Here is a 15,790-nt window from a genome sequence, read left to right as displayed (position 1 = left end):
TGTCCTATTTTATAACACTTTTTTTACTCTGCTTACTTTTTTTCTCTGCTACCCCTACTTATTGAGCGGATACAAAAGATCGAACAAGAATTTGTAGAGAAGTTTTTGTATAAGGGAGTACAGGATATTAAGAGAAGCACTTCTTTTATAGATTTCAGTAGTAAGATCGAGACAGCACCCCATAATAAAATGCATAATTACATTGGTACTGGCTTAAGTGGGCCCGCTCCTGATCCACAAACTAAATTCAACAAAATATTTAATGGGGTGTTTAATGGAGACACTACCGCAACTCCCGAAAAGGGTGACGGCTTGATGACTGATGTTGAGAGTGCTGGTTTCGACCCAATCTTTTGGATGCACCACGGCAATATCGATCGCCTATGGGATCAGTGGACAAGTTTACACAAGCAATATATCACCTCTAATGACTTGGACGTAGATGGCCAAGACGACTGGAAATACACATTTTTCGACCCTAAAATTGAATCTGATGGCGCAATTGGCTGGGCTGAAGTTAACTACACCTTAGAGGATGTAATTGCCAAGGTGTACAACCTGGGATACAAGTATGACGACACACCTATGGTTCAGCCCCCATCAAAACGATTGCTGGCGGAGGTTAGCCAACCATCTGCACCTCCCACGCAACTTGCTTCACAAGAAGTTGGCAAGGCTGTTGGGAGCAATCGCCCCATCGACTTACAGTTACCCGTGAAGCCTCAGATGATAACAGAACTGAGACGGCTGAGATCTGGCAACTCAATTCCTACAGCTACCAAGGGTTTTACATTAGAGGTTGATGTTACTTATACTGGCAGACCTTACAGCAGTTATGATGTGTTTTTGAATCTGCCTGATGAAGAGTCCAAGCGTGACATCGATACCTACTTTGCTGGCTCAATTTCTTTCTTTGTGATTCCGAGTACTGAACCCGTTACCAAGACTTTCAAATTCGACATTACCGATGAATTGCTCCTTCAGTTAGAGAAGCTGGGTGAGAAAATGCATAATGAAAATCTCTCGGTCTCAATTCGGAAGGTAAACGGTAAAAAGGAGGAATCCGTCAAAATTGAACAGGTTTCGCTTTACGCCTACTAACCTATCGATCAGTTGAAGAAGTAGTGAACATCGATTAATGTTGCTGTAGTAGTAGGGTGCTTTAACAGGCAATAACATTAATCAAAAAGTATTCAACTCTCTGTCCTGCGTAACGCACTAAAATCGGCTCACCAGTGGTGCGTTACGCAGGAGAAAAGAAGAGATGCTGCAAATTAGGTTCAGTATAGATAGCCAAAGCAATAATCCAAATAATCTTGTAAATGGATTTGCAGCCATTGGTAATGGAGGGTTTGTACAATTGTTAGCTGGTCGTGGGGCTTATTAGGGCTTGCCGAAAAAGCCTAAAACCTTTACAGAGAAAGACTTTGACTGGTTTGAACGCTCCGCGTGTGCAAGCTTATGAGCTAAAATCTGTCAAAAGCCTAGTACAACATCACTTTCGTAATGTACCGAAAAGTTGACCCAACCCCAAACCCGCCATCCAACTTTGACTTGCCTTTTGAGGGGCAATTGTTAGAAGATAATCGTTGGGTAATCATGGCGAAACTAATTCCGTGGTCAGCATTTGAAGCAGAATATGCTCAAAACTTTTCCGTAGATATGGGAGCTCCAGCGAAATCTTTTCGGATGGCATTGGGAGCATTAATTATTAAAGAAAGGTTAGGAACCAGCGATCGCGAAACAATAGAACAAATCCGAGAAAACCCCTACTTACAATACTTTATAGGCATGACCAGCTATAGCAGTCAAGCACCATTCGACTCATCAATGTTGGTTCATTTTAGACAGAGAATAGGTGTCAACCTAGTCAATAAAATCAATGAAAAAATGGTCAAAGAGCAGACCGAAGCACCAGGCAAAGTAGTCGATAAAAAGTCATCGGACATCAGCGAGCCGAAAAATCAAGGAAAATTAATATTAGACGCAACCTGCGCGCCAGCCGACATTAAATATCCTAACGACTTAGGAATATTGAATCAAGCCAGAGAACAAACCGAAACAATCATAGATGCTTTGCACACTCAAATTCAGTCACCATTAAAAAAAAAACCAAGAACTTATCGAAACCTAGCTAGAAAAGAATACTTGACAGTAGCAAAGAAACGAAGACCATCACAAAAAAAGCGAAGAAAAGCGATTAAGAAACAACTTCAATATATTAAAAGAAATTTAGCTCATATCGCGGTCATGGGGTCATGGGGGGAGCATCCCAATTTTGTAAAAGGGGAAAAGTATGATACAGTTCCCCTTTTATTTTAGCTGATCCCTATATTATAGGATGTAAAAAATTAGCGAGACTCTAATCAAATTCGCTTATCAAAATATATAAACTTAAACAAGTTGACCAAAAATACCTAAAGAATTTTAGAGAATTTATAATAATTCATTTAAGTAAGTACACCTCAGCTTAAGCATTTAACTAATATTTTTTAACGACCACCCGGCCCCCGAAATTTTTAATCGCCTATCAATCTGTTTGACCGTTGATTCAACGGCTCCTGACCCAATTGAACAAATATTCTCCTCGGATAAAAGTTGATAATTTACGATTCGATGACGATGTTTAGTTAGGTAGTTACAAAAATTAGCAGCTTGGCGACGACCGGCGGATTCAAATAGCTTAATTGTCTCATTTACCTGACCCTCCCACAACAATTTTCTAGCTTGTTCCAGTCGTTTATTAGACCCTCCTACTTTGTGCAAGTTTTCCATTAGATGGAACCAGTCTAAGATTTCTCTCCGTCTGCCTTGAGGATTAAATTTATTAATTAAATTCCAAATTCCATCATGTCCATCTCCCAAACAGGTTAAGAGGGGACTTAAAGGCTGATTATTTACAAAATTAATTAAGCTTTCATTCTCTTGAAAATATGCAGCATAAAAACTGGAATGAAGCCTGACGGCTTTATAATCAAGCCATTGAGACCCTTCTCCCTGTTGACCTCTAACACGAACTTTACCTCCATCAACGCTAGTTTCTTTTATTGATAATTCTGCGATTGGTTCGCTCCACTCTTTCTGGGTTACTAACCTGTGTAAAGCTGAATGATCTATCTTAATACCCGTCTGAACTCCCACTTCAATTGCCGCTTTTTCAAAAGACAAAACCGCCGCCATTCTCAAAGAGCCTTTTTCCAATAATGGAGAGAGCCTTGTCGATTTTTTAACCTTTAATTTTTTCGCTTGGTCTTCGGTAATTTTTAGGGGGCCGATACAGCTATTTATGGTCCTTTCTCGTCCTTTTTCTGTCCCGGTTGCTGCTTTGATAAAAAAAAAGCAATATCGGGTCCCATGACCTCTAACCATTGTTGTCTAAGGTGCTGTTCAATGCTCTCTAAGTCCTCTAAAGATTCCGGGGGGCTGTTTCGGTATAAAATTTGGGCGATTTCATCATGACAGGCTTTTAACCGTTCGCGCTCTTCAGGTTTCATCATAAGGCTCCAGAACAATTTACTTTATTGTACGTGGTTTTTGCGCTCAGACAGCGCTTAAATCATAGAAAAAATTAGTAGTTGCTTCCATAGCAGTTTTTGGGGAAGCCGTTGGTTGAAAAAATGTAAAATTATATCATTTATTGGGAAATTTACAAAATCGGGATGCTCCCGGTCATGGGTGAGCTAACGTGGCTGACCAAATATTATTATAAAATGCTATTAGTAGTCACAGAAGTCTACCGTCAACAGTTATGGATGTATGAAAATAAAACACATAGTATTGAGGACAGAATAGTAAGTTTAACACAACCACACATCCGCCCCATCGTCAGAGGGAAAGCCGGGAAATCCGTTGAGTTTGGGGCAAAGCTGTCAGCCAGTTGTCGTAACGGATACGTGTTTTTAGACCGAATTAGTTGGGATAATTTTAACGAATCTGTAGACTTAAAAAAACAAGTAGAAGAATTTAAACGGTTCACGGGATTCTATCCCGAATCAATTCATGTAGATCGAATTTATCGAACTCGCGAGAATCGAGCTTGGTGCAAAAAAAGAGGAATTAGAATGAGTGGTCCCCCTTTAGGAAGGCCCTCGACAAATATTAGTAAGTCAACGAAGAAACAAGCTCGCTTAAGACGAGAGAATTCGTAACTCGATTGAGGGAAAATTTGGAGAAGCTAAAAGAAGATTCAGCCTCGGTAGAGTGATGGCTAAACTTTCTAATACTTCTCAAACCACCATCGCCATAACTTTTTTGGTGATGAATCTTTCGGCCCTGCTACGGCAGGGTTTTTGGCTTTTTTTATGTCTATTTCAGAATAGACACTTTTTTTCCTGTTTTCCACCTGTGATGATTAATAAAGATTATGCTTGGGACAAAATATCGCAAACAAAGCTTATATTATCAAGGGACTCGCGAGTTCATTCATCTTTCTAAATGCTGTTTTCTTACTTTTTCAGCAAGCCCTAAATAAGAATGCCAGGTTTTACCCGAACGAACTTCAATCAGACGTAAGGTAATAAATGGAGTCTTGGCAGTTCCCGAACCCAAGCGTACCAGACTATCTCTCAGGTCGTAACTTTTGGTAAATACTCGCTCTACTTGAATGGCTGCTCCTTTTTTTAAACGAGTAATTAAGTGGATATCTCGTTCAATTAATTTGAGCCAAAAGCTAAAATGGTAAAATCCTCTATCTAGTAAGAGTAAGGTTTTATTTGGCACTAAGTGCAGGATGTTTTCTTCAAGCTTAACATGACTAAGCTCTCGGGTTTTCCAGAAACCAAATATCAACTCTTAGCCTGGTCATTAAATCTATCACTGTTGCCATTTTCCCTGCCAACTGCCCTTTTGGTATATCTTCCAGGCTTTTGAGCTTGCAAAATAATGCTTCGAGCGTTGAACTATCCACTATCCAAATTCTCGAAAATTTGGTCAAGGCAAATTGAATGCTTTCTGGTAGAGACCGTTGGTTTCTCTGATACCAAGCCGTTCTTAAACGGGCGTAACAAATTTTTGAAGACTCCCTCAAATAATGTGGCGGGAAAACTTAAAAACCTTTGAGACATTGCTTGTTGAGTAACTGTCGTGGGTCGGCACCACAAAAAGCCTTCTCTTGCTAACATTCTTGTGAGTTCTGTTACTCCGGCTACCTCTCGCCACAGCAAAGTTAATACTGCTGCTACCATCAATGGTAGGTTAAGAATTCTGGCTCGTAAACCTAGTTGACGGTAGTAATTTTCTTGTGAGGTGATGGCTGGTGTTAATAGTGCTGATAGTTGCGAGGCAATCGCATCGTCTTGCACCATCGGTCTTGTGGTTTTTTTGGCGTGGTCACGGTTGGTTTTTTGACTCTTAACCATATTTACTGACCTACACAATTGCTCAATTATATCCTTCGATAGTACCAACTCTTGCAATCGATCGTCCTCGCCCCGACGCTCGAAAGTACACTTGTGGTGCAACTATTATCGATCGCCCGCCACTGTTATTGAGCGCCCGCCATTATTATCGATCACCCGCCACTGTTATTGAGCGCCCGCCATTATTATCGATCGCCCGCCACTGTTATCGATCGCCCGCCACTGTTATTGAGCGCCCGCCACTGTTATTGATCGCCCGCCATTATTATCGATCGTCCGCCATTATTATCGATCGCAGTGCTACGCCAATCGAGCCAACAACTTATTAATAATGATAATCGCGCTAGGCGTGGGAGAGTCTGCCACAGGCGGACTCTCCCACCCTTACTCCTTGTTTGATTATCATTATTATCCAATTATATTTATGCACAAAGGGGTATTGACAGAATCTACTCCTTTCTCACTTGTTACCAATGTTTCGTGACAGGTGGAGAGCGATGGCGTAGCTGCCGCAAAGCGGCATCGCTCTCTCCACAACTTCTACATTCTCTCCACAACTTCTACATTGTCTCAATTCAAAGAAAAATAGAGGAGCGATTCCCTATGGGATAGCTCTGCCTCACTCAACCTAGCTGCTGGGGCTTTGACAATCTAGAGTTTGCTGTCGCATATTATCGGACTAATATACATCTTGGTGATGGCTTGAACCACCTGAACGAAGAACAGTTTGATATTTAGACGGCGCTCCGATGATACCTTTACGTGTAATTTTGAAGTGTGAAATGTCATATTCAGTATGCCCATCAATAACAAGCTCCTTGAGAATACGACCGATCAATGGAACAAACTTAAATCCCCATCCTGCTGTAAAGATAGCAACATTCTTGTGTCCAGTTCCCACTTGCTCAGGAAGATAGTCTAGGACAAAATTGTTATCAACAGTATTTGTTTGCAGACAGGTACCGCAGTAATTTGGTCTATCATCAACACCTATACAGTGGTGTTTAACAAATTCAGCAGTTATGGTTAGATCGTTTTCAGAAGGAACAATTCGTCTATCTTTAGGATTTGCTATTATATTTACTGCATTATCTACAGCAATGCGGCAAAGGTTTGGCGGTGCCCATGGAACTGAAGGAAATCCGTAAAATAGGTTTGATTTAGGAGGGTCCTTACCTGTATCTTCTTTAAATTGAAACCACATACTAGGAAACAATGTACCATTAGGACTAGGGTTAGTTGCATAGTATTCGTAAACCATCTCCCAAATCTTTAACTCAATCGACAATCCCACTGATTCAAGAATATCATTCGTATATGCACCAGCGGTAATAATGCACTTTTTGGCATGAAATTTTTCAATTTCTAAATTAGAATTAAGAGTTGCTACAACTGTTACGCTTTCTTCTTGCACAGCCAGTTCTTTTACAGAAGTATGGCTAACAATTTTTGCGCCATAGACTAGAGCTAAACGGTAGAGCGAACGCAATACTAATGGAACATTAATACATCCATTGTCAGGAGCAAAGAGTCCTATGAAGTTGCTTGGAAGGTTCCGAAAAGGATACTCTTCCATTATTTTTTGAGCTGTCAATTCGCGGTAGGGCATTCCTAGCCGCTTTAAGTTCTTGATAGGGTCAGTCAGATTTCCTTCTGGCCCCATCTGGTAGTCAGGATCTCCAAAGTTGAGTAGTCCCGTCATTAGAATTAACTGTTCAGCAGCGTCTGATTCTAGTTCCTTCCACAAGTTAATTGTCTGGTAGGCTAAATCTGCCATGTAGTCTTCCGTGTACATTGTACGGAACATACGAACAAGGTCGTTAGAACTTCCAGACTGATTGAATAAGTTAAAGCGTTCTAGTAACAGCACCCGCTTCCCAGCCTTGGCACAATTGTAGGCTGAACAAAGCCCCATCGGGCCGCCTCCTATCACAATTACGTCATAGTTTTGTGTCATTTTTCTCTTTTTTGCTATTGACAAAAATTAGGCTCGAAAGGTATAAGCTTATATCTTATAAGCCTTGTTATTAGTAGAAGTGTTAAGAAAAGAAACTGAATAACAAGGCTTCAGATGAGGGTATTGCCCCAAATATACTTAGGACAGACTAGGGGGTTTTACCAGCCCAAGTAGTAATCTGAAGGCAACCACTCAGGACGCTTCATAGAAAAGTGGTCTTGGAGCATCTTTTCAGCTACACAGAGCGCCCCTTCAACCCATCCTTGTTGATCGGAGTAAGCTTCACCACAAATGTGAATAGCGTCTTCCTCCATAGGTTGTCGCATATATTCCATAACCCCTTGTACATCGATTTTTGTTTTCCAAGCATGATATCCACCACCAAAAGGATCTTCCGACCAATCCTTGTAGTAGGAAATATATGGGTTAGGAATGTCATCGCGACTGTGAAGCTCTTTAATTTGATTCATTACTTCATTAACCATCACTTGCGAAGCTTGGACATCCAGAAAATTGTTAAGTTTTTCCCGTGAAACCGACTTGGTTTCTTTAGGTTGGAACCTGTCGTTCATCTTTCTTTTGAGCTGTGGATGTTTTTCCACTATCTCATCTTCTTTCAGCAAACGAAAAATTAAGGGCTTGCCTTGCTTTGATACGAAAGAGTTAAGTGGCTCAAACTGAATTTCTTCCTCTTCCAATACCTCCCAAAACGGCACAGTTTCCATATCGTTGTAGCTGGCCAAAAAGAGGGAATGATTATTCTCTGGATTGACACCAAAGTAATAGCATTGTCGCATTGGCAGATCGGTAATGGAATGACCGCTATCGATGGAGAAATCTTTCTGCCACCAGGGGTCTTCAAAAGCCATAAGCAATTTATAGGAAGGCTGAACGAGCACCGAGTGAATATTTTTTTGGAGCTTTTGATTCTTCTCAGGATCGAAGAAAAAATTGTACTGATCGAGGAGTTCTAGAGAGCGACGGGGAATAGCAAGAACAATTGTATTAGCGAAGACTTTCCACTCTGTACCTGAGTCTATGTTGTACATAGTTAGACTATAGCGAGCATCTCCCGATGTAACGCGATCAAAACTAACTAAGGCGTTTTTTAACCAAATGGTTGAACCATATCTATCTGTATAAGCCTTAGCTAAAGCACGGGCAATCCGGTCAAATCCCCCTTCAATAGTTTTGTATGTTACTTGTTGGTCAGAAAAATCCCCAACCATGTACGGAAAGGCTTCAGCTGCATTCCAGTTAATAGTATTGGAATAATACCCACCAGCATCTGAAAGGAATTGGTAGCCTTCTTGACTGACACGATCTTTAATTAGGTTCCAAAAGCCAATATCGTTAACGAGCATCCCATTGTAGGGACTACCTTCAAAGCAATATTTTAACCGTGGTTTGATATCATCCCAGTCTTCGCTGGTCAACTTGAATTCATATTTATACTCGTGGTGATTGCATACCTTGTCCCTATACTTCTCAATCACGCAAGGATCGTTTACGAGAACATCATAAACAATCTTGTTAAAAAGTTGGTCAGCACTGTAGCCTATATCTTCATCGTTGAGAAAATAACGAGTTGTCAACTTTTCCCCTTGGTTTTGAGTGTCTTCCCAGTCATTAGCATAGAATCTTTGCTTACGCAGATACATCAGAAGATGTTCGGGTTTTCCCATAGGAAAACCTGTAGAGGTTAGTTCCTTCTGAAAGACCTCTTCAATAAGAGTAGTAACGATTTTCTGAGATGTCATGTACCGCATACCTCCCAGTTCGCCAGCAACATTTCCCATTCCAGGGAGATTTACTGACTCCAGACGACCACCGATGCGATCGCTGAGTTCAAAAATATGAACAGTCTGAGGGGGTTGAGATCCTGGGGTAAGCAAACGGTAGCCTGTGTACAGCCCAGAAACTCCTGCACCAATGATTGCAACATCTACTTTGAGATCATTTTCAAAATCCTGACGGGACGGTATGTTAATTGGCAGTTGAGGTTGACTCATGGGTTCGATTTTCCACTTTTTGTATTGTTTCTATGTCCTATAAACGATTTCACATGTCAATTTCTGAATTTTTGGAGTTAGGAGTATTCCACATAAATTTCTCTTGAAGGCAGACAAGATGCCTGCCCTACGAAATTGGATCGTTGATTAGTGGGAAAATTAACTGCACAATTTTCTCCAATTTCAACCGCACGTCAACTAATGGGAGCGATCGCCTATCAAACAATAAGCTCATCTATTAGATAGACAATTTGAGCATATTGTGAAATTTCTGATTCGGAGCAATGCCTGACGTAAGCCGCGCAAACGTTTACGCTTTTTCTGTAGAGTGCTATCTTTGAAGCCAATCAACAAACCTTCACAGTAGTTTGTTTAGTCGCTCTAAAATCAATATAGTCTTCAATGCCGTGCTGGTCTTCGGTAAAATTACGTAAAATCAGCTGTTTGCTTAGTCGCTCCAAAATCACTATTAGTTTTTAGTACCGTGCTGGTTTTCAGTAAAACTACGTAAAATCAGCTTGTTTGCGAACCGATTGGTGAACTACTCCCTTATAGAATGCACTTGACAATAGCCACAAGGGTAACAATAGACTATAAACCCGACCGTGCCTGGTTTATATACTTTTGACCTCCTCGATAACTGTCAATCCTGATGTGAAATAGCTTTTGAGTATGGAGTGCGGACTGAAAGTTGAATGACGAGCAGGTAATGTACGCTGTAAAGCTAACATTCTCCTTGGAGGGGAGTCAAGGGATGTATACTTATGTTAAGTAAAGAATCTTAAATAATTCATCCCAAACGAATAAATTTGCGTTAATAACCTTGTGTTAATAACCGATGAAAGCTGAGAGCTTCGTTCAGCAAAGGTCAAAACGAGGCTCTTTAAAGCATCTATTGGGGCAGTATGCTAGAATACATTGGATTTTAAGCTAAAATGTCTGCGTCCGCGTGTCCATTTAAAATTTACCCACCATTTAATTTAAAATCGGTATCGCTATGCGTAATGTATTTCTTAAAGCCGAGAACCAACGAGACTTTGAAAATAAAGGCTATTCAACAATGCCAATGTTGTCTAGCCAGGAAGTTAACTTGGTTTTATCAAAATTACAATTCATGAAACCACAGGATAACTTTAATCCTAAAAGCTCCTCGGAACTACCTAGTTATCACTTAACAGATTTCGACGGTAATATAGAATACAAAATTAAAGCCAAACACTTAATCTTGAGTATTTTAGAACCGCACCTTAAAAATATATTTTACAATTACAAAATCCTTACCACTAATTTTATTATTAAGCCTCCCGGTAAAGGGAAATTCATTGTTCATCAAGATTGGACGTTTGTTCTCGATAGAAAAAATTATACTTCATTGACTCTTTGGTGTCCTTTGGTAGATACCAACGAAGAAAATGGAACGATACAAGTCGTGGAAGGCAGTCATAAAATTGTTCCTGACATTGCGACTAGCACAGTTGACTTTTACTGTAAATCTTTTCAAGATGCAATTGTTGAAAAATATGGAAAGCCTATCTATTTAAACGCAGGACAATGCCTAGTTTTTGACCATAGTCTATTGCATTTTTCAGATGACAATCACTCAACTCAGCCAAGATATGTAATGCAAGCTATATTAGTCCCTAACGAAATAGAGCCTGTTTTTTACTATTTTGATGTAAATGAACCAGGAAAAGGATTTGAAATATTTCAGACAGAACCAGACTTTTTCGTTTTTCAAAACTTTTTTAAAAGACCATCTAATTTGAAAAGTTTAGGATTTATTGAAAATAGAAATAGACTTCTCACAGAAGAAGAGTTTATTGAGAAGATGAAAAAAAAATCTCACGTTGGAAAAGGAGGCTCTCGCTCCCTCGTCTCAGTCAATATAGAACTGTTTGAAGATGAGGACGAGTTCTATGATAGATACATCGCAGGACAGAAACCTGAAGGGGTTAAAAGTTTAGGTACTTTTGATTATGAAGTGAACCCGCTAACACCAGAACAACTGGTGAAATTTATGAGCCAACCGCAGCCAAAGGTAGATAAAGGTACTGGAATCAGAGAAAAGTTATTATCATTTTTCAACTTACTTAGAGGTAGCGACTGGTGGTTCTACAAGATTCCACCTCTACTGGCCATAGCCTATGCCGAAATCCTGTTACAAGCTACGCCACCCCAGCAATCAATTGCTACGCTACTGACACTCTTAACTTCCATGTTCTTCGTCGCCGCCTATGGTCACGTCATCAATGACATTTTTGATGTCGAAGTAGACTTGCAAGCAGGCAAACATAACAGAATAGCTTCCCTTTTAAACCCACAGCGCCTCTTACTCTGCGTAACCCTGGCAGGTTTGGGCTTAGTCCCCTGGCTATTCATCGGCTTGGGTACTCAATCGGCAATCTTACTCGCCGCCATCTACATCCTACTGACTATCTACTCGGCTCCTCCTTTGCGACTGAAAGAAAGGGACATTTGGGGCGTAATCACAGATGCCGCACAAGTTCATGCCGTGCCGACATTGCTCGTCGCTACAGTATTTTCTCACTTAGCTGATACTCTCCAGCCAGAGAGCGTCGTTTTAGCGACTGCCGCTACTGCTTGGGCATTTCTCGCAGGAATTAGAGGCATCTTACTCCATCAAATTTGGGATCGAGACAGCGATTTAAGCGCAGGTGTAACCACTTTAATAACCCGAATTGGCGTAGAGTCAGCAAGGTTTTGGATAACCTATGTTAGCTTTCCTCTTGAGCTTTTACTACTCACTCTACTGATACTCGTTATCTCCCAGTTCGCGCCCTCGTTCCTCATTTTCTGCGCCCTCTACATTCTGCTAAGAATTATCAGCACTCAGTCTGCTGTTACTGCTTTAGATCCCGCTCCTGCTCAGAAAACCTATATTTTGCCACACGATTTCTACGAAGTGTGGTTGCCTTTAGCTTTGCTCATTCTACTCGCTATCCGAGAACCAGTATTTCTCAGCCTGCTAGTCATTCATATAGGACTGTTTTACCCAGCGATCGCCCAAAGAGGAGCTGAAATTAATCCACTTCTGCTTTCTGGATTGAAAAGAATTACAAGTCTAGTAAAGTTAGCACACAATGATTCTGATAAGGAAATAGGTAGTTTGCCGAAATCTCATTTTGAAAACCTCCATACAACATTTATTGAGTCACCCTCTACTGAATTAGAACATACTACAGCAAAAGCTATAGATTTTCTGGAACAAAACCAACTCGATGATGGAGAGTTTCAAACACAATTTGACCAAAGGCACGAAACCCCTAACCATCAAATTATAGAAAAATTAGTTTTTGATAGCTCTCCTTTTGTTACCTCACTGGTTTTATACTCTCTCAGCTTCTTGAGCCATGAAAATAAGGTGCAGCTAATTATCAAAAGGGGAGTAAGTTTCCTACTGCAAGAAATGGAATTAGGTGGTTTGTGGAGGTACTGGTCTTCAAAAAATGAAAAACACAGCATGATTCCTCCCGATTTGGATGATATCTGCTGCATATCTTATGTTTTGAGAATGAATAACGTAGCCTTGCCGAAAAATATTGGAATTATTCTTTCAAATAAAAATCAGCAGGGATTGTTTTATACTTGGCTGTTTCCCAACTCTCTTAAAAAATTGAGCTTATGGTTGCTCACTAGAGGAAAAGCTTTTTCTTACTCAAACGAGCTTTGGAAGCTGACGAATAAAGATGACGTTTGTTCTGTAGTCAACGCTAATGTTTTGCTCTACCTAGGAGAAACTCAACAAACCCGAAAAGTAATACAGTATTTGATTGATATTGTTCTTAAAGGAACAGAAGACCCTAGCACGTCATTCTACAATCACAAGCTGAGTTTTTTTTATATGCTGTCGAGGGCGTATTTTACTGGTGTAAACTCACTTGGTTTGGTAAAGATTCCTGTCGTCAATAGAGTGTTGAATTTACAGAAAGCTGATGGCTCTTTTGGTGATGAACTGTTAACAGCTTTGGCAGTATGTACGCTGCTCAATTTTAATTACCCAACAATCCCAAGCTTAGACAAAGCAATTGACTTCTTACTCAAAACTCAGCAGCTAGATGGTTCGTGGCAGAGAATACCCATGTATGGCGGTCAAGTAGATACAGCAACATTTGGATCGGCAGAATTAACCACTGCACTTTGCGTAGAAGCTTTAGCTAGATACCGCTTGTTAGATATGGCAGGAAATATACAACAAAGTAAAACAGAGCTGCAACAATTGCAAACTCAACTGCAACATACCGAGCAAGAATTGACACAATCTCAGTCTCAATTATCCATCTCTCAAGCTGAATTGGCACAAGTCAAAACTGACTTACAACAAACTCAAGACAAGTCAGAACAGTTTCAAGCTCAACTGCAACAGACTGAGCAAGAACTGACACAATCCCAGTCTGAATTACACACCTCTCAAACCGAGTTGGCACAGCTCAAATCCTATCTCCAACAAACTCAGGGAGTAGAGGGATTAATGAGCTATTATCGCTCTCGCATCGCATCCAACCCCGTTGACGATATCCAACTTTACCATCAGGCATTGACAATTAAGCCAGATGATGCTCAAATCCTTTTACAGCTAGGTAATGCTTTAGTTCGACAAAATCGCTTTGATGATGCGATCGCCTCTTACCAAACCGCACTCCAATTTCAGCCAGATAACTTTGAAATACACTTGGAGTTAGGGAAGGCTTTAGAGAAAGTAAAGAAATGGGATGAGGCGATCGCTGCTTACCGACGGGCGATCGAACTAAACCCAGATTACTCTTGGTCGCACCAACACTTAGGGGATGCTTTAGCAGAACTAGGTCAAATCCACGAAGCAAGTACCTGTTACCGTCGCGCTTTACAGCTTCAACCGAGAATTGTATGAATCGACAGGCGTTAAGAAGAAAGGTTCCCTAATGTTGCTAGAAAACCAAACAAAAAATTTAATCGCGCACTACCAAAAGGCTCTACTGATCAAGCCTGACAATCCTACAGCTTTCTACAAAATTGGCAAATACTATCAGTATTTAGCCGAGTTTAACCGCGCCTTTGATTATTATTTAAAAGCCATTCAATCTAATCCCAATTGTAATTCATATTACCATGATTTAAAAATAGTTCTATTTTTTTCAAATATGTTTAACCAATCAATCGACCCAGAGGATCTGCAACTCGGCATTGATTTACTCAAACAAACAATTAAAATTCAGCCCCAATATTTATTTGCTAAATATTTATTGGGTATTTTACTGAGTCAACAAGGAAAAGTAAAAGAAGCAATTGCTTGTTACCAAACGTTTAGTTATCAACAGATATTGGCATCTCATCCAGAACTAGCTAAACAGCATTGGAATCCTCAAACATCACGAAAGCCAGACTTTATCATTTGTGGTTTACCCAAGTGTGGAACAACTTCGATTTACGGTTATTTAACCTCTCATCCTCAAGTTCTGACTGCTGTTGAAAAAGAAATTAACTTTTTTTCTCACTTTTTTTATCGAGGAATGGATTATTATTATGCCCATTTTCCGGCGATTGTAAATAATAATTATTTAACTGGTGAAGCAACTCCCTCATATTTCTTTTGGGCGAATCCTCAACAAATCTTTCAGTTATTTCCCAATATAAAGTTGATTTTTTTATTCAGGAATCCCGTTGACAGAGCAATTTCATCCTTTTACCTTTTCAATCGTTTAGGGATTGGACAAAAATCTTTAGAAAAAACTTTTAATTTTAGTATTGAGACTCTCAATAAAAGACCAGAATTCGATTTGCTAAGCGTCCTGAACAAGAAATTCAGCACAGACTCTTTGCTCGAAGAAATTTCATTAATCCATACAATACCGAGCGTGTATATTTATTTTATGAAAAGATGGATGAATGTTTTTCCAAAGGAACAGCTTTTAATTCTCAAAAGTGAAGATTTTTATAGCAACCCCTCAGCCACAATGAAGCAAGTTCATCGTTTTTTGAACTTGCCAGACTATCAACTGACTGAGTATCGTAATTACAATCCAGGTTCGTATTCTCTCATCTCTGATAAATTACGTCAACAATTAGTGGAGTTCTTCCACCCTTATAATCAGGAACTAGAGGAATATTTAGGTATGGAGTTTAACTGGGAGTGATTATATTTGGAGCAAGGGTTGGCTCAATATCTCCTGCGATCGCGATCGCCCTGATGGGTTAGCGATCGTCGGCAACACCTACGCGCTGCTCTTGTCTTTACCCCTGTCCCATAAATTAATATTGAGGCCTCAGACTTAATCGCAGCCTGCCTCCGATTGACCGTCGCCTCCTTCAGCTTCTTTTTCATCAGAGCTTGCTTGTACTGGATGACGAGAGCGATCGCACGCTTGTGTGTCCAACTGAAGAAACTGAGAAAGTGACATACTCCTACATTAAGCTGAGTACAGCTATAATGTAGGCTTCTGGGCGACTCCAGCTATTGCTTCGGACAT

The 15,790-nt window shown here is 40.2% G+C and carries 8 protein-coding genes and 3 pseudogenes; 6 read left to right on the top strand and 5 right to left on the bottom strand.

The genetic code is table 11. The features are described from left to right. Positions 1-105 precede the first annotated feature (105 nt). Positions 106-1,101 carry a tyrosinase family protein gene (locus tag QUB26_RS29190; protein WP_333320807.1) on the top strand — a complete coding sequence of 332 codons (996 nt, stop codon included), beginning with the start codon at positions 106-108 and terminating at the stop codon, positions 1,099-1,101. Positions 1,102-1,506: 405 nt separating this feature from the next. Continuing rightward, a pseudogene (locus QUB26_RS29185) lies at positions 1,507-2,244 on the top strand (transposase); the annotation flags it as partial. Positions 2,245-2,478: 234 nt separating this feature from the next. On the opposite strand, the gene QUB26_RS29180 reads toward QUB26_RS29185, so the two are convergent. After that, positions 2,479-3,494, bottom strand: a protein-coding gene (locus QUB26_RS29180) for an ISKra4 family transposase (RefSeq protein WP_333320809.1) whose coding sequence is annotated in 2 segments (ribosomal slippage) — positions 2,479-3,338 and positions 3,338-3,494 — 1,017 coding nt in all. Because the reading frame shifts where the segments join, the coding sequence is not laid out codon by codon here. A gap of 195 nt (positions 3,495-3,689) precedes the next feature. Here QUB26_RS29180 and QUB26_RS29175 point away from each other — a divergent pair. Further along, positions 3,690-4,434: pseudogene (locus tag QUB26_RS29175) on the top strand (transposase); the annotation flags it as partial. A 30-nt stretch (positions 4,435-4,464) separates the two neighbouring features. Here QUB26_RS29175 and QUB26_RS29170 read toward each other — a convergent pair. Continuing rightward, a pseudogene (locus tag QUB26_RS29170) lies at positions 4,465-5,303 on the bottom strand (IS4 family transposase); the annotation flags it as partial. A gap of 182 nt (positions 5,304-5,485) precedes the next feature. On the opposite strand from QUB26_RS29170, the gene QUB26_RS29165 reads away from it, so the two are divergent. Continuing rightward, positions 5,486-5,686 (top strand): hypothetical protein, encoded by a 201-nt coding sequence (locus QUB26_RS29165; protein WP_333320805.1) that lies wholly within the window; start codon positions 5,486-5,488, stop codon positions 5,684-5,686. Positions 5,687-6,036: 350 nt separating this feature from the next. Here the strand turns inward: QUB26_RS29165 and QUB26_RS29160 are convergent, their stop codons facing one another. After that, positions 6,037-7,314, bottom strand: a complete 1,278-nt coding sequence (locus tag QUB26_RS29160) for an FAD-dependent oxidoreductase (RefSeq protein WP_333320803.1) — start codon at positions 7,312-7,314, stop codon at positions 6,037-6,039. Between the two features lie 158 nt (positions 7,315-7,472). Continuing rightward, positions 7,473-9,326 (bottom strand): FAD-dependent oxidoreductase, encoded by a 1,854-nt coding sequence (locus QUB26_RS29155; protein WP_333320801.1) that lies wholly within the window; start codon positions 9,324-9,326, stop codon positions 7,473-7,475. 997 nt (positions 9,327-10,323) lie between these two features. On the opposite strand from QUB26_RS29155, the gene QUB26_RS29150 reads away from it, so the two are divergent. Both QUB26_RS29150 and QUB26_RS29145 read left to right on the top strand, forming a co-directional pair. Further along, the gene (locus tag QUB26_RS29150; protein ID WP_333320799.1) at positions 10,324-14,214 is read left to right on the top strand and encodes a tetratricopeptide repeat protein; all 3,891 of its coding nucleotides are present in this window, start codon (positions 10,324-10,326) and stop codon (positions 14,212-14,214) included. 31 nt (positions 14,215-14,245) lie between these two features. Beyond that, positions 14,246-15,457, top strand: coding sequence for a sulfotransferase domain-containing protein (locus QUB26_RS29145; protein ID WP_333320797.1), 1,212 nt, complete (start codon positions 14,246-14,248; stop codon positions 15,455-15,457). Between the two features lie 135 nt (positions 15,458-15,592). On the opposite strand, the gene QUB26_RS29140 is transcribed toward QUB26_RS29145, so the two are convergent. Next, positions 15,593-15,721: a hypothetical protein gene (locus QUB26_RS29140; RefSeq protein WP_333320795.1), complete on the bottom strand. Its 129-nt coding sequence runs from the start codon at positions 15,719-15,721 to the stop codon at positions 15,593-15,595. Positions 15,722-15,790 lie beyond the last annotated feature (69 nt).

Origin of the sequence: Microcoleus sp. B4-C1, assembly GCF_036705285.1 — a bacterium.
Taxonomy (GTDB): domain Bacteria; phylum Cyanobacteriota; class Cyanobacteriia; order Cyanobacteriales; family Microcoleaceae; genus Microcoleus.
Note: the sequence above shows the minus strand (reverse complement) of the source record. Positions and strands in the feature narration are given on the sequence as shown.

Bases quoted from the DNA above. Each gene is read 5' to 3' on its own strand.
- QUB26_RS29160 (WP_333320803.1), bottom strand. From the start codon at position 7,314: ATGACACAAAACTATGACGTAATTGTGATAGGAGGCGGCCCGATGGGG.
- QUB26_RS29155 (WP_333320801.1), bottom strand. From the start codon at position 9,326: ATGAGTCAACCTCAACTGCCAATTAACATACCGTCCCGTCAGGATTTT.
- QUB26_RS29150 (WP_333320799.1), top strand. From the start codon at position 10,324: ATGCGTAATGTATTTCTTAAAGCCGAGAACCAACGAGACTTTGAAAAT.
- QUB26_RS29145 (WP_333320797.1), top strand. From the start codon at position 14,246: ATGTTGCTAGAAAACCAAACAAAAAATTTAATCGCGCACTACCAAAAG.
- QUB26_RS29140 (WP_333320795.1), bottom strand. From the start codon at position 15,721: ATGTCACTTTCTCAGTTTCTTCAGTTGGACACACAAGCGTGCGATCGC.